The organism is Streptomyces sp. 7N604 (assembly GCF_052245475.1).
Lineage (GTDB): Bacteria > Actinomycetota > Actinomycetes > Streptomycetales > Streptomycetaceae > Streptomyces.
Map to the genome: position 1 here is coordinate 54,882 of NZ_JBQQBX010000029.1, position 19,890 is coordinate 74,771.

Annotated in this window: 23 protein-coding genes and 1 pseudogene; 15 read left to right on the forward strand and 9 right to left on the reverse strand. The window is 74.0% G+C overall.

Annotated features, from left to right (window positions below; genetic code table 11):
* Positions 1–75 precede the first annotated feature (75 nt).
* Together ACTWP8_RS28725 and ACTWP8_RS28730 are read left to right on the forward strand one after the other, a co-directional pair.
* Positions 76–462 carry a hypothetical protein gene (locus tag ACTWP8_RS28725; protein WP_443325007.1) on the forward strand — a complete coding sequence of 129 codons (387 nt, stop codon included), beginning with the start codon at positions 76–78 and terminating at the stop codon, positions 460–462.
* 60 nt (positions 463–522) lie between these two features.
* Positions 523–1,440, forward strand: a complete 918-nt coding sequence (locus tag ACTWP8_RS28730; protein ID WP_443325008.1) for an NADP-dependent oxidoreductase — start codon at positions 523–525, stop codon at positions 1,438–1,440.
* Between the two features lie 52 nt (positions 1,441–1,492).
* Here ACTWP8_RS28730 and ACTWP8_RS28735 read toward each other — a convergent pair whose 3' ends face one another.
* From ACTWP8_RS28735 to ACTWP8_RS28755, 5 genes are all read right to left on the reverse strand, one after another.
* A complete protein-coding gene (locus ACTWP8_RS28735; protein ID WP_443325009.1) occupies positions 1,493–1,849 on the reverse strand; it encodes a VOC family protein in 357 nt (118 codons plus the stop codon).
* A gap of 9 nt (positions 1,850–1,858) precedes the next feature.
* Positions 1,859–2,758 carry a class I SAM-dependent methyltransferase gene (locus ACTWP8_RS28740; RefSeq protein ID WP_443325010.1) on the reverse strand — a complete coding sequence of 300 codons (900 nt, stop codon included), beginning with the start codon at positions 2,756–2,758 and terminating at the stop codon, positions 1,859–1,861.
* A gap of 97 nt (positions 2,759–2,855) precedes the next feature.
* The gene (locus tag ACTWP8_RS28745) at positions 2,856–4,361 is read right to left on the reverse strand and encodes a bifunctional phosphatase PAP2/diacylglycerol kinase family protein (RefSeq protein WP_443325062.1); all 1,506 of its coding nucleotides are present in this window, start codon (positions 4,359–4,361) and stop codon (positions 2,856–2,858) included.
* 47 nt (positions 4,362–4,408) lie between these two features.
* Positions 4,409–4,855, reverse strand: a complete 447-nt coding sequence (locus tag ACTWP8_RS28750; protein ID WP_443325011.1) for a CBS domain-containing protein — start codon at positions 4,853–4,855, stop codon at positions 4,409–4,411.
* A 125-nt stretch (positions 4,856–4,980) separates the two neighbouring features.
* Positions 4,981–5,361, reverse strand: coding sequence for a DUF2795 domain-containing protein (locus tag ACTWP8_RS28755; RefSeq protein ID WP_443325012.1), 381 nt, complete (start codon positions 5,359–5,361; stop codon positions 4,981–4,983).
* A 152-nt stretch (positions 5,362–5,513) separates the two neighbouring features.
* On the opposite strand from ACTWP8_RS28755, the gene ACTWP8_RS28760 reads away from it, so the two are divergent.
* From ACTWP8_RS28760 to ACTWP8_RS28785, 6 genes are all read left to right on the forward strand, one after another.
* A complete protein-coding gene (locus ACTWP8_RS28760; RefSeq protein ID WP_443316989.1) occupies positions 5,514–5,762 on the forward strand; it encodes a DUF6158 family protein in 249 nt (82 codons plus the stop codon).
* Positions 5,763–6,085: 323 nt separating this feature from the next.
* Positions 6,086–6,235, forward strand: a complete 150-nt coding sequence (locus ACTWP8_RS28765) for a hypothetical protein (RefSeq protein ID WP_443316988.1) — start codon at positions 6,086–6,088, stop codon at positions 6,233–6,235.
* Positions 6,232–6,765: a phage holin family protein gene (locus ACTWP8_RS28770; protein WP_443325013.1), complete on the forward strand. Its 534-nt coding sequence runs from the start codon at positions 6,232–6,234 to the stop codon at positions 6,763–6,765. Before ACTWP8_RS28765 ends, ACTWP8_RS28770 begins: the two co-directional genes overlap by 4 nt.
* Positions 6,762–7,298 (forward strand): DUF3618 domain-containing protein, encoded by a 537-nt coding sequence (locus ACTWP8_RS28775; protein WP_443325014.1) that lies wholly within the window; start codon positions 6,762–6,764, stop codon positions 7,296–7,298. Before ACTWP8_RS28770 ends, ACTWP8_RS28775 begins: the two co-directional genes overlap by 4 nt.
* A gap of 16 nt (positions 7,299–7,314) precedes the next feature.
* The gene (locus tag ACTWP8_RS28780) at positions 7,315–7,575 is read left to right on the forward strand and encodes a DUF4235 domain-containing protein (RefSeq protein WP_443325015.1); all 261 of its coding nucleotides are present in this window, start codon (positions 7,315–7,317) and stop codon (positions 7,573–7,575) included.
* Positions 7,576–7,933: 358 nt separating this feature from the next.
* Entirely contained in the window at positions 7,934–8,758 is an 825-nt protein-coding gene (locus ACTWP8_RS28785; protein ID WP_443317126.1) for a SigB/SigF/SigG family RNA polymerase sigma factor, read from the forward strand.
* A 64-nt stretch (positions 8,759–8,822) separates the two neighbouring features.
* Here the strand turns inward: ACTWP8_RS28785 and ACTWP8_RS28790 are convergent, their stop codons facing one another.
* Entirely contained in the window at positions 8,823–10,091 is a 1,269-nt protein-coding gene (locus ACTWP8_RS28790) for a PAS domain-containing protein (RefSeq protein WP_443325016.1), read from the reverse strand.
* A 540-nt stretch (positions 10,092–10,631) separates the two neighbouring features.
* Between ACTWP8_RS28790 and ACTWP8_RS28795 the strand changes: the two genes are divergently transcribed.
* Together ACTWP8_RS28795 and ACTWP8_RS28800 are read left to right on the forward strand one after the other, a co-directional pair.
* Complete coding sequence (locus ACTWP8_RS28795) at positions 10,632–11,861, forward strand: aminotransferase class I/II-fold pyridoxal phosphate-dependent enzyme (RefSeq protein ID WP_443325017.1); 1,230 nt, start codon at positions 10,632–10,634, stop codon at positions 11,859–11,861.
* Complete coding sequence (locus ACTWP8_RS28800; protein WP_443325018.1) at positions 11,858–12,955, forward strand: MBL fold metallo-hydrolase; 1,098 nt, start codon at positions 11,858–11,860, stop codon at positions 12,953–12,955. Before ACTWP8_RS28795 ends, ACTWP8_RS28800 begins: the two co-directional genes overlap by 4 nt.
* Positions 12,956–12,998: 43 nt before the next feature.
* Here the strand turns inward: ACTWP8_RS28800 and ACTWP8_RS28805 are convergent.
* A pseudogene (locus tag ACTWP8_RS28805) lies at positions 12,999–13,645 on the reverse strand (DedA family protein).
* An 8-nt stretch (positions 13,646–13,653) separates the two neighbouring features.
* Positions 13,654–14,436 carry an MBL fold metallo-hydrolase gene (locus ACTWP8_RS28810; protein ID WP_443325019.1) on the reverse strand — a complete coding sequence of 261 codons (783 nt, stop codon included), beginning with the start codon at positions 14,434–14,436 and terminating at the stop codon, positions 13,654–13,656.
* A gap of 179 nt (positions 14,437–14,615) precedes the next feature.
* On the opposite strand from ACTWP8_RS28810, the gene ACTWP8_RS28815 reads away from it, so the two are divergent.
* Positions 14,616–15,530, forward strand: a complete 915-nt coding sequence (locus ACTWP8_RS28815) for a ketopantoate reductase family protein (RefSeq protein WP_443325020.1) — start codon at positions 14,616–14,618, stop codon at positions 15,528–15,530.
* Positions 15,531–15,663: 133 nt separating this feature from the next.
* Complete coding sequence (locus ACTWP8_RS28820; protein WP_443325021.1) at positions 15,664–16,506, forward strand: aldo/keto reductase; 843 nt, start codon at positions 15,664–15,666, stop codon at positions 16,504–16,506.
* Positions 16,507–16,624: 118 nt separating this feature from the next.
* On the opposite strand, the gene ACTWP8_RS28825 is transcribed toward ACTWP8_RS28820, so the two are convergent.
* Positions 16,625–16,825: a cold-shock protein gene (locus ACTWP8_RS28825; RefSeq protein ID WP_443319977.1), complete on the reverse strand. Its 201-nt coding sequence runs from the start codon at positions 16,823–16,825 to the stop codon at positions 16,625–16,627.
* Between the two features lie 269 nt (positions 16,826–17,094).
* Here ACTWP8_RS28825 and ACTWP8_RS28830 point away from each other — a divergent pair, with 269 nt between their 5' ends.
* The 3 genes from ACTWP8_RS28830 to ACTWP8_RS28840 are packed head-to-tail and all read left to right on the forward strand — an operon-like array spanning position 17,095 to position 19,838.
* The gene (locus ACTWP8_RS28830; protein ID WP_443319976.1) at positions 17,095–17,685 is read left to right on the forward strand and encodes a sigma-70 family RNA polymerase sigma factor; all 591 of its coding nucleotides are present in this window, start codon (positions 17,095–17,097) and stop codon (positions 17,683–17,685) included.
* Positions 17,682–18,449, forward strand: a complete 768-nt coding sequence (locus ACTWP8_RS28835) for an anti-sigma factor (protein ID WP_443325022.1) — start codon at positions 17,682–17,684, stop codon at positions 18,447–18,449. Before ACTWP8_RS28830 ends, ACTWP8_RS28835 begins: the two co-directional genes overlap by 4 nt.
* Positions 18,450–18,458: 9 nt before the next feature.
* A complete protein-coding gene (locus ACTWP8_RS28840; RefSeq protein ID WP_443325023.1) occupies positions 18,459–19,838 on the forward strand; it encodes a cryptochrome/photolyase family protein in 1,380 nt (459 codons plus the stop codon).
* The last annotated feature ends 52 nt before the right edge of the window (positions 19,839–19,890 follow it).

Here is a 19,890-nt window from a genome sequence, read left to right on the forward strand (position 1 = left end):
GGAGGCGGAGGCCGGTGAGACCGCGCGGGCCGCCGATCTGTACCCCCGAGCTTTCACCGAGGCGGTGGAGTCGGCGTGGGACGCCCGTACTGGAAGCACTTCCACACGGCGCTCGCCCGCGAGGCGATTCCCGCCCTGCTGGCCGCGGGGCGCGCGGGCGACGCGGCGGCCGTCCTCGAAGCGCTCCGCCCCTCCGTCCGCGACCGTGGCCGGTTCCGGCTGCTCCAGGCGCAGGTTCTGCTCGCGCAGGGCGACGCGCAGGCCGCGCGGGCGGTGTTCGACGCCCGCTTCGAGGTCGACGACCTGCGGGAGGGCGAGGAGACGCTGGAGCGGACCTGGTACGCCGTCGTGGAGCAGCTGATGGCGGGCGGCGGTCCGGTGACCGAGGACGTACGGGCCCGCGCCCGCGCCGCGCACCCGCTGCCGCGGCGGTACGACTACCGCATGCGGCCACACGGATGACGTTCCGCCAGAATGCGGCGGGGCGGGAATGATCGGTTCCGGCCCCCCGTTCCAGCGGGCATGAAGGCAGTCACGATCAGCGCCTACGGCGAAACCCCGCAGATCACCGTCCAGCCGGAGCCCAAGGTCGGCCCGGACACCGTACTCGTCCGCACCAAGGCCGCCGGGGTCAACCCGGTGGACTGGAAGGTCGCGGCCGGCTACCTCGACCAGATCATGTACGTCCACTTCCCGCTGATCCCGGGCTGGGACCTGGCCGGTGTGGTGGAGCGGGCCGGCCCGTCCGTCACGGAGTTCGCGCCGGGGGACGAGGTGATCGGCTACAACCGGCAGGACGTCGTGCAGCACGGCACGTACGCCGAGCTGGTGCCCGCGCCCGTCCGCACCCTCGCGCGCAAGCCCGCCTCGCTCAGCTGGCAGCAGGCCGCGGGCCTGCCGCTGGCCGGGCTCACCGCGTACCAGTCGCTGAGCGCAGCCGGCGTCGGCAGGGGCGACACGGTCCTGGTGAACGCGGCCGCGGGCGGCGTCGGTTCACTCACCGTGCAGATCGCGGCAGCGCGGGGGGCACGTGTGATCGGCACGGCGAGCGAACCCAAGCACGGCTATCTGCGCTCTTTGGGCGCGGAGCCGGTGACGTACGGGGAGGGGCTCGTCGACCGGGTGCGGGCGCTGGCTCCCGAAGGGGTCGACGCGGCCTTCGACTTCGTCGGCGACGACGCCATCCCCGCGTCCCTGGAGCTGGCGAAGTCCCCGTCCCGGGTGGTGTCCATCATCGACCCCGGGATCGCGGAGCGGGGCGGCCGCTACCTCTTCGTCCGCCCCGACAGCGCCGATCTGACCGCGCTCGGCGAGCTCGCCGACGCCGGGAAGCTCACCGTCCATGTCGACAAGGAGCTTCCGCTCGCGGAGGTCGCCGAGGCGTTCCGGCTCAGCCAGGAAGGCCGCACGCGGGGAAAGATCGTCCTGCTGGTGACGTGACGGGATGTGACCAGCGGTGGGCCCGTGGCGGGTCTGCGGCCTGTGGCCCCCATCAGGCCGCGGACCCGCCACGGTCGACGTACTCGAAGACCGATCCGTCGGGGTGACGGGCCAGCAGGTTGCGGCCCACCGGGGTCGGCACGGGGCCCGCGATGATCTGGGCACCCACCTCGGTCAGCACGGCGTACGCCTCGTCCACGTCCTTCACGGCGATGGTGGCCGTGACCTTCCGCAGAATGTCGAGCTCGGCCTGGGGGCCGCTCATCAGCAGGAAGGCGCCGACCGCCGCGACGGAGACACCGCCGCGCTCGAAGCGCAGCGCCTGGCTGCCCGTCAGGCGCTCGTAGACACCGACAGCGGACTCGAGGTCATCGACGCACACGCGCAGTGAAGTACCCAGGATCTCCATACAACGAGCCTAGGCCGTCCGGGGGATCCACGGTACGCGGGTTGCGGTCGCTGTGCGGCACAGGACCTCGCCGTGCAGCACGGCGAACCAGCCGTCGTCCCTCCGTCCCCACTCCCGCCACGCGTCCGCGATCCGCCGCAGGTCCGCCCCGGTGGCGTGGCCGCCATCCACCGCGCGGCGCGCATAGAGCGATTCAGTCGTGCGGTCCGCCCACAGGCCGCTCCACCAGGCGCGCTCCTCGGGCGTCGCGTAGCACCAGGTCGCGGCAGTCGCCGTCACGTCGGTGAAGCCTGCCTGGCGGGCCCACGACGTGAGGCGCCGGCCGGCGTCCGGCTCGCCGCCGTTGGCGCGCGCCACCCGCCGGTACAGCTCCAGCCAGTCGTCCAGGCCCGGCACGGACGGGTACCACGTCATCGCCGCGTAGTCGGAGTCACGCGCCGCCACGACGCCGCCGGGCCGGCACACGCGCCGCATCTCGCGCAGTGCGCGCACCGGGTCGCCGACGTGCTGGAGCACCTGGTGGGCATGGACGACGTCGAAGGAGTCGTCGGGGAAGTCCAGGCCGTGGACGTCGGCGACCGCGAAGTCGACGTTGTCCAGGCCGCGTTCGGCGGCCGCCCGGCGCGCCTGGTCCAGGATTCCGGGTGCCGCGTCGACCGCCGTGACGCGGCCGGGCGCGAGCAGGGCGGCCAGGTCCGCGGTGATCGTGCCGGGGCCGCAACCCACGTCCAGCAGGTCGAGGCCCGGGTGGAGCTCGCCGATGAGGTAGGCGGCCGAGTTGGCGGCCGTCCGCCAGCTGTGCGAGCGGAGCACCGACTCGTGGTGCCCGTGGGTGTAGACGGCGGCCTTGCCCGGTGCCTCGCCGGCGCGCGCCCTGTCGACAGACCTCTCGGGTGCCTTCTCCGGCATGGCGGATCCCCTCTCTCGACCGTGCGGCGGCAGGTATCCGCAGCCTACGCTCCATCTCGTATAGCGAGAGAGTCGTATCACATACTGGTCAATGGTCCTATGTGGGGCGGTACACCGTCAGTGCCTCTTCGGCTTTGTGGATGAGGAACGCCGGAGGCGCGGGCGCCACCTCTCCGTCGTAGGCCATGTCCGTGCCCTCCGGCAGCCCGGAGACCCGCAGGCGCCGAGCGCGGACCGCCGCGTAAAAGGGGGAGCGCCGGTGCACCCCCGTCACCGCCGCCGCGAGCAGCCACGTACGGGCGAAGCGCCCGGCCCGCGCGATCCGGACGTCGAGCAGCCCGTCGGCAAGGTCGTAGCGCCGCACCGGGGCCAGACCGACGCTGCGGTAGGCGCCGTTGCCCGCGAACAGCAGCCACAGCGACCGCGGCCGCCCGTTCACCACCGCCGTGACCGGCCGCGACGTGCGCAGCACGTGCACCGCGCCCAGCAGTCCCGCGAGCGGCCCGCCCAGCCGGGGCGACCAGCGCTCCCGCACCCGTACGAGCTCCGGATACGAGCCGATGCTGAAGGTGTTGAGGAAGTGGACCGGTTCGGCCGGAGGACCCGCCACCGGGGACACTCGGCCCACGTCCACCCGCACCGCGGTGCCCGCCGCCACCGCGCGGCACGTGTCCTGAACGGTCTCCACCCCGAGGTCGGCGGCGAAGTGGTTGAACGTGCCGCCCGGCAGCACCGCGAGCGGCACGCCGTAGCGCAGCGCCACGCCCGCCGCCGCGTTCACCGAGCCATCGCCGCCGCAGACGCCCAGCGCGCCGGCCCGCCGCAGTGCGTCCTCCGCCGCCTCCTCCAGCACCTTCGGCAGCGGCCCGGCATCCTCCTCGTACAGCACCACTTCCGCCTCGGGCAGGGCGGTCCGCAGCTGCCGCACGGGGTCGGCCAGGGTGGGCGGCGCACCCGAGGCGGGATTGACGACCACGATCAGCCCGTCCCCGCCGGGCAGCGCGGGCGCGTCCGCCCGCGGCCGGGCGGGCGGCGGCAGTTGAGTGCGCGTCGGTACGAGCCCGCGCACCGCGAACGCCGCGCCCGCGCCCAGCGCTGCCCCGACCACCACATCGCTCGGATAGTGGACGCCCGTGTATACGCGGGAGAACGCGACGGAAGCCGCGACCGGCGCCAGCGCGGCGCCCCAGCGGCGAGACTCGAGGGCCGCTCCCACGGTGAAGGCGGCAGCCGAGGCCGAGTGGCCAGAAGGGAAGGAGGTGGTGATCGGGTGGCGGGCCAGCCGCCGCACCAGCGGCACGGCGTGCGCAACCGGGCGGGCCCGGCCGATGGATCCTTTCAGCACGGTGTTGACCGTGGCCGAGGCGAGCGCCAGCGAAGCGACACCGCGGGCCGCCGCGCGCCGCCCGCGCGGGTTGCCGACCGCCCACATGACGCCTGCGATGCCGAACCACAGCCGCCCGTGGTCGGCGCTCCGGCTCAGCCGCGGCAGCACGCCCTCGGCGCCGGGCCAGTGACGGGACGCCACCATATGGAAGAGGGACCGGTCGCGCGCGCTCAGCCATCGGCGGAGCCCGCTCTGTTTCAGCGCATGCCGTATCAGCCTGTGCCTCCTCTGCCGGTCCGTGTGCCGGCCGGACGACGTGCCCGTCAGCCCGGCCAGCTGTCCGGCGACGGCCAGCTGTCCGGCGACGCCCGGCTGATGTCCGCGAGCGCCGAGTCCGGGTCCTGCTCCTGCGCCAGATCCCCGATGCTCACCACGCCCATCGCCGCGCCGTCCTGGACGACGGGGAGTCGCCGGATCGCATGCGTCCGCATCAGCGCCACCGCCGTCGTCACCGAGTCGTCGGGTCGGACCGTCACCGGCTCCGGCGTGCAGACGGACTGGGCGCTCACCGTCAGCGGATCCACGCCGTCCGCCACGGCTCGCAAGGTGATGTCCCGGTCCGTGAGCATGCCGAGCAGCCTGCCGTCCTGGGCGACGAGTACGTCCCCGATGTCCTGCTCCCGCATCAGCTGTGCCGCCTCGACGAGCGACGCATCGGGACGTACGGCGGTCACGGCGGGAGTCATGACGTCCCTCACGTACCGTGCCATCGCTGTTCGCCTTCTCTCATCCGTGCATACGTCGGTCCCGCAGCACGCTGTACCCGACTCTCGGTGCGCCATGCGTGCCCGTCGCTCCACTGCACGATGTGCCTGCTTACGCGCTTGCCCACGCCCTACGCGCGCGTGGAGCGGCCGAGCGCCGTCACCACCTCCTGCACGTTGCTGTACGTGTCCTGGGGCGGCAGATGGCCCACGATCTCGACCAGCCGGTCCGGGGCGTTCCGCTCCTGCAGGGTGTGCACCAGTTCCCGCCGCTTGGCCGGGAACGGGGTGCGGGCGAAGTACCGGGCCAGTTCGTAGCGGAGCGCTTCGGCGTCGCCGGGGGAGCCGAGACCCGCGACCCGGCCGGCGGCGACCTCCGGGTCGTCGTCTGCGGCGGGCTCGGGGTCGTGCCATTCCTCGGACCTGGTGGGGTGGCCGGAGCGAAGCAGACCCTGGAGTTCGTGCTTCATCTCGTCGTCCTTGTGCACATTGAGCCGGTTGCCTCGCTCCATGGCGTCCTCCGTACTGATCCGTCGTACTGATCCGTCCGGATCCCGTGCGGATCCGTGTCGGTCGTGCCGAGCGGGTACCCGTCGAGCGGACAGCAACACGGCTGCGCTGCGTGGCCGGCCCGGTCACGCAGGTGACGGAAGGGAGTGGCCTCATGGGCGACCCCGGACGGCGGGGCGGCGGCATCGACGCGGCTGCGCTCGACGAACCACACCTGATCAAGGAACTCGAGACGATCCACCGCACCCGCCACGAGACGCTGCTCTACGGGTCGGAGGACGCACTGGAGAGGCACACGTCCCGGATGGCGGAGCTGGAGGCGGAGTATCTGCGCAGGCACCCGGACCGGTCCGTGGCGGCAGGCCGGACGCGGGACGGCGCCAGGGCCAGGACCTGCAGCTGAGCAGCCGGAGCGGGGGCGGGGAGGGCCGAGGAAAGAGCTGGGGGGAACAAACGTCCCCGGGGGTGTTTGGAGTCGGCCGGGACGGGGACCCGGATGTCGGCCGAGCGGCCGTGAGTTGGGGAGAAGAGAGGCTTCGGGCCCGGGACTTCAGGGATCCCGGGCCCAAGCCATGCCTGGGCCATGCGCGGGCCGTGCTTCGGCCACGTCTGCGCCCACGCCCTGGATATTCCGGACGTTTGGTGACGTCGAGCGCGGTCACTCGGTCCTGAGTCCGCGGCGTTCTTCCAGAGCGCGCGCGGGCGCACAGGGAAGGGACAGGGCCCATGGCGTTGTTGCTCGCCCTACTCATGCCGATCGTGATGCTCGGTGTCGTTCTCGCACTGGGCCGGTACGAGGAATTGCTGCTGACGCCGCCGGCAGGGCTGGTCACAGCCCCACCGTTCACGCCTGAAGAGGGAGGTGAGGACACGTGACCGACACCTCGGAGCGCACCGGAAGCACCGGAAGCACCACGCGCGCGGAAACCACAACCCCTCCTGATACGGGGGCCTCGGGAGCACCTGCTGATACGAGAACCCCCACCCCCGCGGATACGAACGGACACCGCGCCGCCTCGCCCGACGACAAGTCCGTGGGCGTGCTCGTCAAGCAGGCCTCGGAGCAGCTGTCCGACCTCGTGCGCAGCGAACTCCGACTCGCCCAGGCGGAGATGGTGAGCAAGGGCAAGCGGGCCGGACTCGGCGGTGGGTTCTTCGGCGGGGCCGGGATCATGGCCCTGATCGGACTGCAGGCGCTGGCCGCCACGGGCATCGCGGCCATCGCGCTGGCCCTGCCCGTCTGGGCGGCCGCGCTGATCGTGACCGGCGTGCTGTTCGTGCTCGCAGCCGTTCTCGCACTGCTGGGCAGGATGCAGACCCGCAAGGCCGCGCCGCTCAAGCCGGAGCAGGCCATCAGCGGGGTCAGGACCGACGTCGAGGAGATCAAGGAGAGGGCACACCGATGAGCAGCAACCCCGAGGAGCTGCGCGGACAGGTCGCACAGGCCCGCGAGCGGCTGGGCACGACGGTCGAGGAGCTCGCGGCCAAGGCCGATGTGAAGGGCAGGGCGCAGCACAAGGCCGCGGAGGTCAGGGAGCGCGTACAGGCCCGGGCCGCCGAGGCCAGGCAGCACGCGCGCGACACCGCGTCCCACGCCCGGCACGCGGTCCAGGACAGGACCGCCCACACGGCCCACGCCGTGCAGGACAGGACCGCCCACACGGCCCACGCCGTGCAGGACAGGACGTCCCACGCCCGCCACGCCGTGCAGGACAGGACGGCCCACGCCGCCCATGTGGTCCACGACAGGACCCCGGAGCAGATCTGGTCGGCCGCGTCGAAGGCCGCGGAGGCCGGACGGCGGCGCCCGGTCCCCGCCGGCCTCATCGGCGGCCTGCTGGTGCTCGCCGCGGTGCTGGCCACGCGCGGCATGCGCGCCCGCCGAAGGAGCCGCCGGAGCCGGCCGGGCCGTGGCCGGGCCCGCGCGATCCGCCCATGACAGGAGGTGGTGAGCCGTGGCGAGAGCGATCTACAAGGTGCTGGCCATGGTGTCCGGGATCCTCGGCGGCATGATCGCCGGCGCGATCTTCAAGCGCGTGTGGAGGCTGCTCCCGGGCCAGGACAAGGCTCCCGCCCCCACGGACGAGGACGCCACCTGGCGCGAGGTGCTGCCGGCGGCCGCCCTCCAGGGCGCCATCACGGCGGGCGTCCGCGCGACCGTCAAACGCGGCGAGGCCACCGGCATGCGCCGCCTCACAGGCACCTGGCCGGCCTGACTCCTGAGCCTCCCGGAGCGCCTCGTCGGGCGCACCGCGCCGATGCCCGTCCGTCGGTCCACGGCACCTGGCCGACGTGCTCGGGCCACCGGTAGCCCGCCCGGGAAACCTCCCGCGCGGGCGGCCGGCCTGCGGAATCACCCGTCCGGATGCGTCCGCCGCCCCCCGTGGCTACCGTGGAGTTAGTCCCCCGGCTGCCGCGTTTACGCCCCAACCGGCCGGGCAAGCGAAAATCGTGCTTCGGACCGAAGGCACGCCCCGCGGGAGCAATAGCGCCCGCCCCGGGTGTCCCTGGCCCGTCCCGGGCGCATTCTTCGCTTCTGCGGTGAACAGAACGCCGTACTGGGAGCTGTTCCTCATGACGACCGTACGAGCACGGGGCAAGGCTCAGGCCACCAGGCGCCCCTCAGCGAAGCACCCGCATGACGACGCCCCCGACACCACCGCCGAATTCCAGGAGCTCGCCCATCTCCCCGACGGGCCCGAGAAGGAGGCCCTGCGGCAACAGGTCGTGCAGGCGTGGATCCCCATGGCCGAGCGGCTGGCCCGGCAGTTCCGCAACCGCGGAGAGTCCCTCGAGGACCTCGAGCAGGTGGCCGCCCTCGGGCTGGTGAAGGCCGTGATCCGCTACGACCCGGCCCGCGGCACCGCATTCGAGAGCTTCGCCGTGCCGACGGTCGTAGGCGAGGTCAAGCGCCACTTCCGCGACCACATGTGGGGCCTGCACGTGCCCCGCCGGGTCCAGGAGCTGCGCAATCGCGTACGGGCCGCCCACCGCGAGCTGTCCCACTCGCTCGACGGGCGCGGCCCCACCGTCCAGGAGATCGCCGACCACACCGGCATGACCGAGCAGGAGGTCCGGATCGGTCTGGAGGCCCTGGACAGCTACACCCCGCTCTCGCTCGACGCCGAACTGCCGGGCTCCGAGGACGGTTACGCCCTCGTCGACACCCTCGGAGACCAGGAGTCGGGCTACGACCGGGTCGTCGACCGCGAAGCCCTCAAGCCGAAGCTCAGCAGTCTGCCCGAGCGCGAGCGGCAGATCCTCTACATGCGCTTCTTCTGCGACATGACGCAGAGCCGGATAGCCGAGCAGCTCGGCATCTCCCAGATGCACGTCTCCCGGCTCATCAGCCGTACGTGCGCGGCACTGTGCGACCAGGTGATGGCCGACGCGAGCTGACGATTGACGAGGGACCGCGTCGGTCACCGGGCCGTCGGTCGGTCGTCAGGTCGTCGGCCGGTCGTCAGTCGGTCGGCGCGGCCTGGAGGCCCGCCTGGCGCAGGGCCATCGCCAGATGGCGGGACATGCGGTCGACGACGCCCGCCTCCGCCATTTCGAACGCGCGCCGCCAGCCCGTACGGAAGAGGGTGAGTGCGCCCAGCGCGGGGGCCGTTTCCCCGTGGGAGGGCGGCAGGCACAGCGGCACGCACAGCAGCGATGTGACCTGGGCCCGTACCAGTACGGAGGCCCCGGACGCGTCGTGGCCGAAGGCGTCCGGGTCGTCGGGCCGGACGCGCAGGGCCGAGACGCCGTTCCGGACCGCGTCCACCACCAGCGGGCAGTCCGCCGGGTCCTGGGCCCTGAGGGATGCCTCCTGCTGGGGGTCGGGGCCGAGCACCGCGATACGGCGCAGCGGCCAGCCGCCGTACTCGTCCCCGCTCCGCCCCTCGGCGAGGTCGGCGACCACCCACTCGGCGAAGCGGCCGTGCAGCAGCCGGGCCGCTCCGTCCAGTACGGCCTCGCGGCCGACCGGTTCGGCGCGCAGCAGCTCGCTCGCCATGTCGTCCATCAGGTCCATCAGCTCGGCGTTCCGGGACACTTCGGCCAGGTCGGGGCGGGGCGCCTTGGACACGCGCGGCCCGTGGCCGCCGGGGTGGCCGGCCGCGCCCGCGGCGGCCGGGCGGACCGCGCGCCCGGCCGCGGCGGCGGCGCGGCGGGTGCCCTCCGCGTCCTGGAAGACGGCGAGCACGGCAGGGCGCGGCTCGCCCGGCGGCCGCAGCGCCGTGAGCGTGACCCGCAGGGCCCCGCCCGGCCGGGGCTTGGCGCCCTCCTCCTGCAGCAGCCGCACCTCCAGGCTCCGGTCGCCCTCGCCGCGGGCCACGGCGGCCACTTGGGAGCGGAAGGCGGGGCGGCCGTCGTGGGCGAGCAGTCCGGTCAGGGCGCGCCCGGTGGCGTAGCCCATGCGCATCCCGAAGAGCTCGGTTGCGGCGACGTTGAGCCGCCGCACGACGGTCGTGTGGTCCAGCAGCGCGACCGGCAGCGGCAGCCGCTGGAACAGGCCGCGCAGCAGCCGCAACTCCGGCTCGTCGCGCCGCCCGCCGTTGCGGCGAGCCTCCGCGGCGAGCTCCTCGTAGCGGGGCCACAGCACCTCGGCGACGTGCTGGAGCTCGAAGAGGGCGGCGTCGAGGGCAGCGGTCTGCTCTTCCGGGGGCAGCGAGCGTGCCGACCGCAGTTCCTCGACCCTGCTGCGGAAGTCCGAAAGGTCCGCTCCGAACTCAGAGGACTCGGCCATGGACCCAAGGTTATCCGCCCCGGCCCCCGGCGCTCCGCGTCCCCGGGTCGGCCCGCGCCGCTCCCGCTGCCCAGGCCCCCTGCGCCCGCAGCCCATCCCCGCGGGATCCCGGGCGCCGGTCCGTGGTCCGCCCCACTTTTGGGGCGGGCGGGCAGGAAGAGCGCCCCGCGGGGGACGGAGGGTGGGGCGGGGATACTGGGGCAGGGGAGCGGGCGCAGCGCAGGGCCCGGGCCCCCGCATGCGGGGCCGCGGAGCGGACCGGCCGCCGCGCCCTACCGGCCGCGCCTTCGGCGGAGATTCCCACCCGCCCGGTCCTGAAAAGGGGCGGACGGGCGGGAATCTGCTGCGCGGAGCGCCCAGGGCTTCGCGCGGGCCGGCGGGCCCGCCCGCCGAGCGTTCCCACCGGGCCGGGCCCGTCACGTGCGGGAGCACTTGGCGGGTACGTGTCGTCCCGTTGCCGGTCAGCGGCGATCTGGGAAGGTGGAGGTCCGGGTCCTGGGCGGGACCCCGGGCGCGGATCGACCCCCGTCGGAGGTAGGGATGGAGCGCACCGCACCGGAGGCACGCGGACCGGCGCCGTTCGGGCCGCCGGCCTCCGTGCCCGGGCTGCCGGTGCTGCCGGAGCTCGCGGAGCGGCTCGCCGGGGCCGCCCACGGCGCCGGTCCCGAGCCCGTGGGCGGCGGGCGCGACGTGCTCGAAGCAGCCTGCGGCTACTGGTCGCGGCGCGGTCTGCCCACCGACACCTCCCACGCCGCCGCCGCCCCCGGCGGCGAACCGCTGCTCCTCGCGCTGCTCGCCGCGACCGGCGGCGACGTCCTCGTCCCGCGCCCCTGCGCCGCCTGGTACGCCCCGCAGGCCCGGCTGCTGGGCCGGTACGCGTACCACGTGCCGACGCCCGCCGAGTGCGGCGGCGTGCCCGACCCGTTCGCCCTGCTGGAGACCGTACGCCGGGTCCGCCGCGAGGGCGGCGACCCGCGGGCGCTGCTGCTGTCCGTGGCCGACGATCCGTCGGGCACCGTCGCGCCGCCCGAGCTGATGCACGAGGTCTGCGAGGCCGCGCTCGACGAGAGCCTGCTGATCATCAGCGACGAGACATTCCGGGACACCGTCCACGACGCGGGCGGAACCGTGCTGTTCAGCCCCGCCGAGATGTACTCGCGGGACGTCGTCGTCCTCGTGGACCTCGGCGAGGCCCTCGTACCGCCCGGCTGGCCCGCCGCGATCGCCCGCTTCCCCGGTACCAGGCGCGGCGGCGAGCTGCACGCCGCCACGCTCGACGCCCTCGCCGGCCTGCGCGCCGTATTCGCCGGGCCCGTCGCGGCCGCCGTGGCGCATGCCCTCGGCGAACCGGGCACCGTCACCGCCCGCCTCGCCGCGGCCAACCGGCTGCACGCCGTCCTCGCCGGCGCGCTGCACCGCACCGCCGCCGCGGCCGGTGTCCTGGTGCGCCCGCCGCAGGCGGGCAGCCACCTCTACGCCGATCTCGACCCGCTGCGCCCCGCGCTCACGGACCGCGGCATCACCGACTCCGTCGAGCTCGAGGACCATCTCACGCGGCGCCTCGGGGCGCCGGTGCCGGGCGGGCACCGCTTCGGGGACGGCCCCGACACGCTTCGCGTACGCCTCTCCACGGGACCGCTCCTCGGCGGCTCCGACGAGCAGCGGCTGCAGGCCCTCACCGCTCCGGACCCCCTGGAATTGCCGCATGTGGACGAGGCGTTGAGGTTGTTCGCATCGGCATGCGCAGAACTGGACGGAGCCCCGCGATGACGGAACGGACCGAGCACCCGATTCCAGGAACCCCCGGGGCCGGGTCCGTTCCCGGGTCCCTTCCCGGTGCCGGACCCGGTGCCGGGCCCGGCTCCCGCCCCGCCTCCCGCCCCGGCACCGCACTGCGCCCCCTCGGCGAGTCCCGCGCCTGGCCCGGCTCCTTCGCCGGCCGGCTCACCTCCCCGCTGCCCGGCGTCCGCGCCTTCGCCCGGGTCGCGCGGGAAGGCGGTCTGCGCCCGGCCGCGGCCGACGCCCGGCGCGACATCCCGCGCATCCCGTTCGAGCCCGGCTCGCTGCCGGAGGCCGGGCCCGACACCGTCGCCGTCACCTGGGCGGGACACGCCAGTTGGGTGGTACGGATCGGCGGCCTCACCGTCCTCACCGACCCCGTATGGTCGCGCCGGATCCTCGGCACGCCCGCCCGCGTCACGCCGGTCGGCATCCGCTGGGAGGACCTCCCGGAGATCGACGCGGTCGTCATCTCCCACAACCACTACGACCACCTGGACGCCCCCACCCTCAAGCGGCTGCCGCGCGACACCCACCTCTTCGTGCCGGCAGGACTCGGCGGTTGGTGCCGGCGCCGCCGCTTCACCCGGGTCACGGAACTCGACTGGTGGGAGGCCGCGGAGCTGCCGTCCGAAGGCGGTGGCGTCCGCTTCGACTTCGTGCCCGCGCACCACTGGAGCAAGCGGACCCTGACCGACACCTGCCGCTCGCTGTGGGGCGGCTGGGTGCTCAGCGACGCGCAGGGGCGGCGGGTGTACTTCGCGGGCGACACCGGCTACGGCCACTGGTTCGCCGAGATCGGGCGGCGCCATCCGGGCATCGACCTGGCCCTGCTGCCGATCGGGGCGTACGACCCCGGCTGGATGCTCCGTACCGTGCACACCGACCCCGAGGAGGCGGTCCAGGCCTGCCTCGACCTCGGGGCGCGGGTCATGGCCCCCATGCACTGGGGGACGTTCCTGCTGTCCGCCGAGCCGCCGCTCGAACCCCTGACGCGGGTGCGCGCGGCCTGGGATGCGGCGGGCCGCCCGCGCGACGAGCTCTGGGACCTCCCGGTCGGCGCCTCCCGGGTGCTCGCGCCGTGACTGGCGGGCCGTCAGTCAACCGGCATGTGCGCCATCCGGCCGGTCAGCTCGCGCTCGCCCGGCCGGGCGCGACGCGTCGCCACACCGCAGGAACCGCGCTGATCAGCAGTGTCAGCGCCACCGCCGCCACCACGCCCTCCCAGGGCTCCGGGAAGAGCGAGCCGCCGAGGATCCCGATCAGCCCGTACGCCGCGGCCCACGCCAGGCACGCCGGGACGTCGCCGCGTACGAACCGCCGCATCGGCATCCGCGCGAGCAGGCACGCCAGCATCACCGGAATCCGGCCCGCCGGGATCAGCCGGGAGCCACCAGCACCGCCACCCCGTGGTCGCCCAGCTTCCGCTGAGCCGCCTCGAGCCGGTCGGGCGCGGCCCGCTCGCGCAGCCGCCCCAGCCAGCGCGAGCCGTTCTTCGACCCCACGCCGCGCTGCCCCAGCCAGTAGAGGCCGATGTCGCCGAGGAACGCCGCGAGGGCCGCCACGCCGAAGACCACCAGCAGCGTGAACGGCGCGGTCTGGTGGAAGGCCACCACGGCGGCCGAGCTGACCAGCGCTCCGGTCGGCACCACCGGCACCAGCGACCCGAGCACGACCAGCAGGAACAGCGACGGATAGCCCACCGCCTGCTGGGTCGACTCCGGCGGCACCGAGCTCACCACATCCCGGGACAGGTCCCGCAGCAGCTCGGGGATCACCGCGATCACCGTGCGACCTCCGGCCGCACGCTCTCCCCGTGGCCGAGCCGGTGCACCGCCACGCCGGGCGCCAGCTGTGCCGCGTGCCGTACGAACTCCTCGCCCGGCGCGTGGAATTCATGCGGCCGGACCGGGTCGAGACCGATCGGCCAGTACGTGCCGTAGTGCACCGGAACCGCGCTGCGCGGGGCCAGCCGGGCCAGGGCCTGCGCGGCACGGGTGGCGTTGAGGTGACCGGGACCGAGGTACGGGCCCCAGCCGCCGACGGGCAGCAGCGCCACATCGCACGGCCCCACCTCGTCCGCCAACTCCGCGAAGAGACCGGTGTCGCCCGCGAAGTACGTCCGCGCCTCGCCGCACACGACGTAGCCGAGCGCGGGGGAGCGGCGCGGCCCGTACGGCAGCCGCCGCCCGTCGTGCGCCGCCCGCACCGCGCGGATCACCACATCGCCGACCACGACCTCGTCGCCCGGCACGACCTCGGTGACGCGCAGCCCGGCATCCGCGGCCAGCCGCCGCAGCCCGGGCACGGCGCGCTGCGCGCCGTGCGGCACGAGGAGCCGGGTGCCGGACGCGAGCCGTTCGAGGGACCGGAGGTGGAGGTGATCGGCGTGCAGATGCGAGACGACGGCCACGTCGGCGACGGCGGCCTCGGGCGGTGGCAGCGCGCCCCTGCGGCGCCGCAGGTGCGCGAGGCGGCGGACGAAGAGGGGGTCGGTGAGCACGCGGACACCGGAGTCGGCGACGGTCGCGGTGGCGTGACCCCACCAGGTGATGTCCACCGGCACCCCGCCACCTCCCGGTCCCTCTGCTCGCCGCGCAGCACCGCGCACTGTCGAGCGTAGCCACGTTGTGGGCTTTTTTTCCGCAGGGCGACGGGGGCACCCCCCTCCCCCCCGAAAGAAAACCCACACCCGTAAACTCCAGCGGAGCGATCAGGACGGAAGTCCCGGCCAGGGGAGGACAAGTGAACGCGATACCCGAGACCGAGACGGGGACCGAGACCGTGGCGGTGCTCGGGCCCGGTGGAGTCGGAGGGCTCGTCGGGGCGCTGCTCGCCCGCGCGGGACACCGCGTCGTATGCCTGGCCGGGGCGGAGACGGCCGAGGTGCTGCGCCGCGACGGGCTGTCCGTGAGCAGCGGAAAGTACGGCGACTTCACGGTGTCCGTCGAGGCCGCCACCGAATTGACGGAGCCGGTCGGCACCTGCCTGATCGCGGTCAAGGAGACCGCCCTCGCCCAGGCCCTCGCGCGCGTGACACCGGAAGCGCTCGGCTCCGGCCTGGTCGTGCCGCTGCTCAACGGCTTCGCGCACGTTGCGCAACTCCGCGAGCACTACCCCGCAGAGCAGGTGGCCGCCGCCACGATCAAGGTCGAGTCGACCCGCGTCGCGCCGGGCCGTATCGAACACACCAGCCCGTTCGCCGCGATCGAGCTCGCTTCCCAGGCAGCGCCCCGCGACGGCCTGGACCGGACCGCGAAGCTGCTCCAGGGCGCCGGCCTGGATGTGCGGGTCCGCGACGACGAGGCCGCGATGCTCTGGGACAAGCTCGCCTTCCTCGCCCCGATGGCCCTGCTGACCACCCGGTACGGCCTGACGGTCGGGGGCGTACGCACGGAGCGGCGGCCCGAGTTGCTCGCCGTCCTCGGCGAGATCACCGCCACCGCGCACGCGTCCGGAGGGCCGGTCGACGCCGGCCGCATTCTCGGCATGTTCGACCGCGCGCCCGCCGGGATGAAGTCCTCCATGCAGCGCGACGCCGAGGCCGGCCGCCCGCTGGAACTGGACGCGATCGGAGGGGCGGTGCTCCGCGCGGCACAGCAGTACGGGATCGACGTGCCGGTCACGTCCCAGGTCGTGGACGAACTCCGCACCCGCTGACCGCTGCCCGGTGATGACCGGCCTCGGTCCGGCTCCGGGTCCAAGTCCGGACCCGGGGCCGGGAATGCGGGTCCGCTGATGATCGTTGATCCTGGGACGAAACACTGCCCGACGAGACAAGGATCGACCGCTCGTGAGCAAGGTCCCCCAGATCACCCTGAACAACGGCGTCCGCATGCCCCAGCTCGGCTTCGGCGTCTGGCAGGTGCCGGACGACGAGGCGGAGCGGGCCGTGGGCACAGCGCTCGAGGCGGGATACCGCAGCATCGACACCGCCGCCGCGTACGAGAACGAGCAGGGAACAGGCAAGGCCGTCGCCGCCTCCGGGATTTCCCGCGAGGAGCTGTTCATCACGACCAAGCTGTGGAACAGCGCGTCCGAAACATGGACGCGGGACAACGTCCTGCGCGAGTTCGACGCCTCCCTCACCCGGCTCGGCCTCGACTACCTCGATCTGTACCTGGTCCACTGGCCGAGGCCGATGCGCGATGACTACCTCGCCATCCTGCGGGCGTTCGACGAGATCGAGAAGAGCGGCCGCGCCAAGGCGATCGGCGTCTCGAACTTCAAGCCGGCCCACCTCCGCCGCGTGGTCGACGAGACCGGCGTCGTCCCGGCCGTCAACCAGATCGAGCTGCACCCGAACCTCCCGCAGGCCGAAGCGCGGGCCTTCCATGCGGAGCACGACATCGCGACCGAGGCGTGGTCCCCGCTGGGCCAGGGCAAGGGGCTCCTCGAGGACCCGACAATCGGCGAGCTCGCGCGGAAGCACGGCCGTACGCCCGCGCAGATCGTGCTGCGCTGGCACCTGCAGATCGGCAACGTCGTGATCCCCAAGTCGGTCACGCCCTCCCGCATCCGCGAGAACATCGACGTCTTCGGCTTCGAGCTCGACGCCGACGACCTGACCGCCCTCGCTGCCCTGGACACCGGAACCCGCCTCGGACCGGACCCCGACACCTTCGACTGGAACTGATCCAGGACGCTTCGGGCAGGACCGCGACGGCCCACCTACCCGCCCGCCCGCCCACGCGCGCGTGGCGCCGCCCGACTCAGCCCGGCGGCGCCACCCCTTCCGCGCGGCTCCTCCGCTCCTACAGCGGGACGACGTTCAACGCGCGCCACTCGCCTCCCGACCCCTTGGTCAGTTCGTACGACACGTGCTGGTCCTTCTCCAGGGTCTCGACGACGTTCAGCGCCGTCTCGTCCACGGACACGTCCGGGCCGCCCCCGTCCGGAACGAGGTAGCCGAAACCTCGGTCGGCGTCGTAGAACTTCACCTTTCCTGTGGGCATCGCGGCACTCCTCCGCCTGGGCCGTCCACCGCCCCGCCGGGCACCCCCGTCCGGGCCGGGCACCGCGGAGGGCGGTGCGATACCCCTGTCCCCGGTCGGGCGCGGGCGGAATCCGACTGCACTCGGATGAACGAATCAGGGGAAGATGTTCGCCACCGCGGCCAATCCGCGTACGCTCCGGCTCCGAATCATGTACGGAGCCTGCGTGCACGCGGGCCCGCCCGCATGAAGGACGGGCGGCGGACGGCCGCTCCATAAGGGGAGGAAACATGGCGCCCGCTGATCTCCGCAGCCATCCCAGGCCCGGTCCTGCCGGGCCGGATCTGCAGGAGCTGCTCGGCTTGGTGGCCCGCGGCGATCAGGAGGCGTTCAGCCGCCTCTATGACGCGGTGTCAGGACCAGTGCTCGGGCTGGTGCGCACCGTCCTGCGGGACCCGGCACAGTCCGAGGAGGTGACCCAGGAGGTGCTGGTGGAGGTCTGGCGCACCGCGGCGCGCTTCCGGCCGGACCGGGGCAGTGCGATGGCCTGGGTGATGACACTCGCCCACCGTCGCGCGGTGGACCGGGTGCGGGCGGCGCAGGCTGCGGCCGACCGGGAGCACAGGGCGGCGCTGCTGGCGCGGACACCGGCCTTCGACGACGTGACGGAGCAGGTGGAGGCCCGGCTGGAGCGCGAGCAGGTACGCCGCTGCATCCGCACGCTCACCGAGCTGCAGCGCCAGTCGGTGACCCTCGCGTACTACCGGGGGCTGACCTACCGGGAGGTCGCCGAGCTGCTGTCCCTGCCCCTGGGCACCGTGAAGACCCGGCTGCGCGACGGGCTCATCCGGCTCCGCGACTGTCTGGGGGTGAGCGCGTGAACGCCCCGGATCTGCACATGCTCACCGGCGCCTACGCCATGGACGCGCTGCCGGACGCCGAGCGCGAGGAGTTCGAGCGGCACCTGATTGCGTGCCCCGCCTGCGAATTGGAGGTACAGGAGCTCTCCGCCACCGCCGCGCGCCTGGGTCTGGCCGTCTCACTGGTGCCGCCGCCCGCCATGAAAAGTCAGGTGCTGGCGCGCGCCGCCGCCATCCGCCAGGAGCCGCCATGGATTCCGGGGATGCCCCGGGCGGGCGGCGGATCACGGCGGCGGGCCAGGACCGTACCGCGCTTCGCGCTCGCGGCCTGTCTGGCCGCGGCCGCGGCGCTCGGCGGGGCCGCGGTGCTCCAGTACCGGGCCGCGCAGGAAGCCCAGCAGGAAGCCCGGGATGCGGAGCGGAGCAGCCAGGACCTGGCCCGGGTGCTCGCCGCGCCGGACGCCACGGCAGGCACCGGGAAGCTGAAGGGCGGAGCCACCGTCACGGTCGTGGTCTCCCACAGAGAGGACAAGGCCGCCTTCCTCGCGGGCCGCATGCCGGAGCCCCCGGCGGGCAAGGTCTACCAGCTGTGGTTCGCCGACGGAGGGAAGATGCGCCCCGCGGGCCTCATGGACTCCTCCGCGACGACCACCGCGATGCTGATGGACGGCCCCCTCGGCGACGCCACCGGCATGGGCATCACCGTCGAACCCGCGGGCGGATCGAAGCAGCCGACCACCGATCCGCTGGCCCTCATGGAACTCCCGCGCGCGCGGGGCGCGTAGGAGCAGCACATGCGCGTGTCGATCGCCCTGTTCACCGCCGACCTCCGGGTTCACGACAACCCCGTGCTGCGGGCGGCGCTCCGCGGCTCGAACGAGGTGGTGCCCCTGTTCGTCGCCGACGCGCGCGTGCGCGAGGCCGGCTTCGACGTTCCCAACCGCCGGGCGTTCCTCGCCGACTGCCTGGCCGACCTGGACGCGGGGCTGCGGCGGCGCGGGGGCCGGTTGATCGTGCGTACGGGCGACGTGGTGGAGCAGGTGTCCCGGGTGGTGTACGAGTCCGGGGCGCGCCGGGTGCACATCGCGCGCGGCGTGAGCGCATACGCACAGCGCCGCCAGGAGCGGCTTCGGGTCGCTCTGGAGGACGACGGGTGCGCGTTGCAGATCCATGACGCGGTGATCACGGCACTCGCGCCCGGGGCCGTGACCCCGGAAGGCGCCGACCACTACGGCGAGTTCACGCCGTACCTCAGGCGCTGGGAGAGCGAGGCGCTGCGGGATCCGCTGGGCGCGCCGCGGGTGGTGCGGGTTCCGGAGCAGATCCGGTCGGACGACCTGCCCGCGCGCGCGGATGTGAAGGGCGTCTCGCCGGGGCTCGCCGAGGGCGGGGAGACCGTGGGCCGCAGGCGCTGGAAGGCCTGGCTGGCGGGGCCGGTGGCGGACTACGCGGACCGGCTCGACGACCTGAGCGCGGACGCGACGTCGCGGCTCTCGCCGTACCTGCACTTCGGTGCCCTGTCGCCGGTGGAACTCGCCCACCGGGCACGGCAGTCCGGAGACGGCGCGGGCGCCGGCGCGCATCTGCGGCAGCTCGCCCGGCGGGACTTCCACCACCAGGTCCTCGCCGCCCGGCCGGAGGCGGCGTGGCAGGACTACAGCCCGCGGAACGACCGGGGCGGGAACGGCGGGAACGGCGAGCCGGAGGAGATCGCGGCGTGGTGGGCGGGCCGTACCGGCTGGCCGGTGGTCGACGCGGCGATGCGGCAGCTGCGGTACGAGGGGTGGATGCCGGGCCGCGCGCGGCTGCTCGCGGCGGACTTCCTGACCAGGGTGCTGCACACGGACTGGCGGGTGGGCGCGCGGCACTTCCTCGGTGTCCTGGTGGACGGGGACGTGGCCGTCAACCAGCTCAACTGGCAGGCGGTGGCGGGCACTGGCCCCGATCCGGGAGCCCGTCCCTCCCCCGGCCTGCTCGCGCAGGCGGAGCGCTACGACCCGCGGGGCGAGTACGTGCGCCGCTGGGTGCCCGAGCTGGCGGGGGTGGCGGGCGCGGCCGTCCACCGGCCGTGGCTGCTGGCGGAGACGCTGCGCGACCGGCTCGACTACCCGGAGCCGATCGCGGACCCGTACGACGGCCTGGCCCGCTGCCAGGAGGCCTGGCCCACCGGCTGAACGCCCCCTGGCTGATCGTCATCCGGGCTGGACGCCACGCGGGCTGAAGGCC

Bases quoted from the DNA above. Each gene is read 5' to 3' on its own strand.
- ACTWP8_RS28730 (WP_443325008.1), top strand. From the start codon at position 523: ATGAAGGCAGTCACGATCAGCGCCTACGGCGAAACCCCGCAGATCACC.
- ACTWP8_RS28735 (WP_443325009.1), bottom strand. From the start codon at position 1,849: ATGGAGATCCTGGGTACTTCACTGCGCGTGTGCGTCGATGACCTCGAG.
- ACTWP8_RS28740 (WP_443325010.1), bottom strand. From the start codon at position 2,758: ATGCCGGAGAAGGCACCCGAGAGGTCTGTCGACAGGGCGCGCGCCGGC.
- ACTWP8_RS28750 (WP_443325011.1), bottom strand. From the start codon at position 4,855: ATGGCACGGTACGTGAGGGACGTCATGACTCCCGCCGTGACCGCCGTA.
- ACTWP8_RS28755 (WP_443325012.1), bottom strand. From the start codon at position 5,361: ATGGAGCGAGGCAACCGGCTCAATGTGCACAAGGACGACGAGATGAAG.
- ACTWP8_RS28760 (WP_443316989.1), top strand. From the start codon at position 5,514: ATGGGCGACCCCGGACGGCGGGGCGGCGGCATCGACGCGGCTGCGCTC.
- ACTWP8_RS28765 (WP_443316988.1), top strand. From the start codon at position 6,086: ATGGCGTTGTTGCTCGCCCTACTCATGCCGATCGTGATGCTCGGTGTC.
- ACTWP8_RS28775 (WP_443325014.1), top strand. From the start codon at position 6,762: ATGAGCAGCAACCCCGAGGAGCTGCGCGGACAGGTCGCACAGGCCCGC.
- ACTWP8_RS28785 (WP_443317126.1), top strand. From the start codon at position 7,934: ATGACGACCGTACGAGCACGGGGCAAGGCTCAGGCCACCAGGCGCCCC.
- ACTWP8_RS28790 (WP_443325016.1), bottom strand. From the start codon at position 10,091: ATGGCCGAGTCCTCTGAGTTCGGAGCGGACCTTTCGGACTTCCGCAGC.
- ACTWP8_RS28795 (WP_443325017.1), top strand. From the start codon at position 10,632: ATGGAGCGCACCGCACCGGAGGCACGCGGACCGGCGCCGTTCGGGCCG.
- ACTWP8_RS28800 (WP_443325018.1), top strand. From the start codon at position 11,858: ATGACGGAACGGACCGAGCACCCGATTCCAGGAACCCCCGGGGCCGGG.
- ACTWP8_RS28825 (WP_443319977.1), bottom strand. From the start codon at position 16,825: ATGCCCACAGGAAAGGTGAAGTTCTACGACGCCGACCGAGGTTTCGGC.
- ACTWP8_RS28830 (WP_443319976.1), top strand. From the start codon at position 17,095: ATGGCGCCCGCTGATCTCCGCAGCCATCCCAGGCCCGGTCCTGCCGGG.
- ACTWP8_RS28840 (WP_443325023.1), top strand. From the start codon at position 18,459: ATGCGCGTGTCGATCGCCCTGTTCACCGCCGACCTCCGGGTTCACGAC.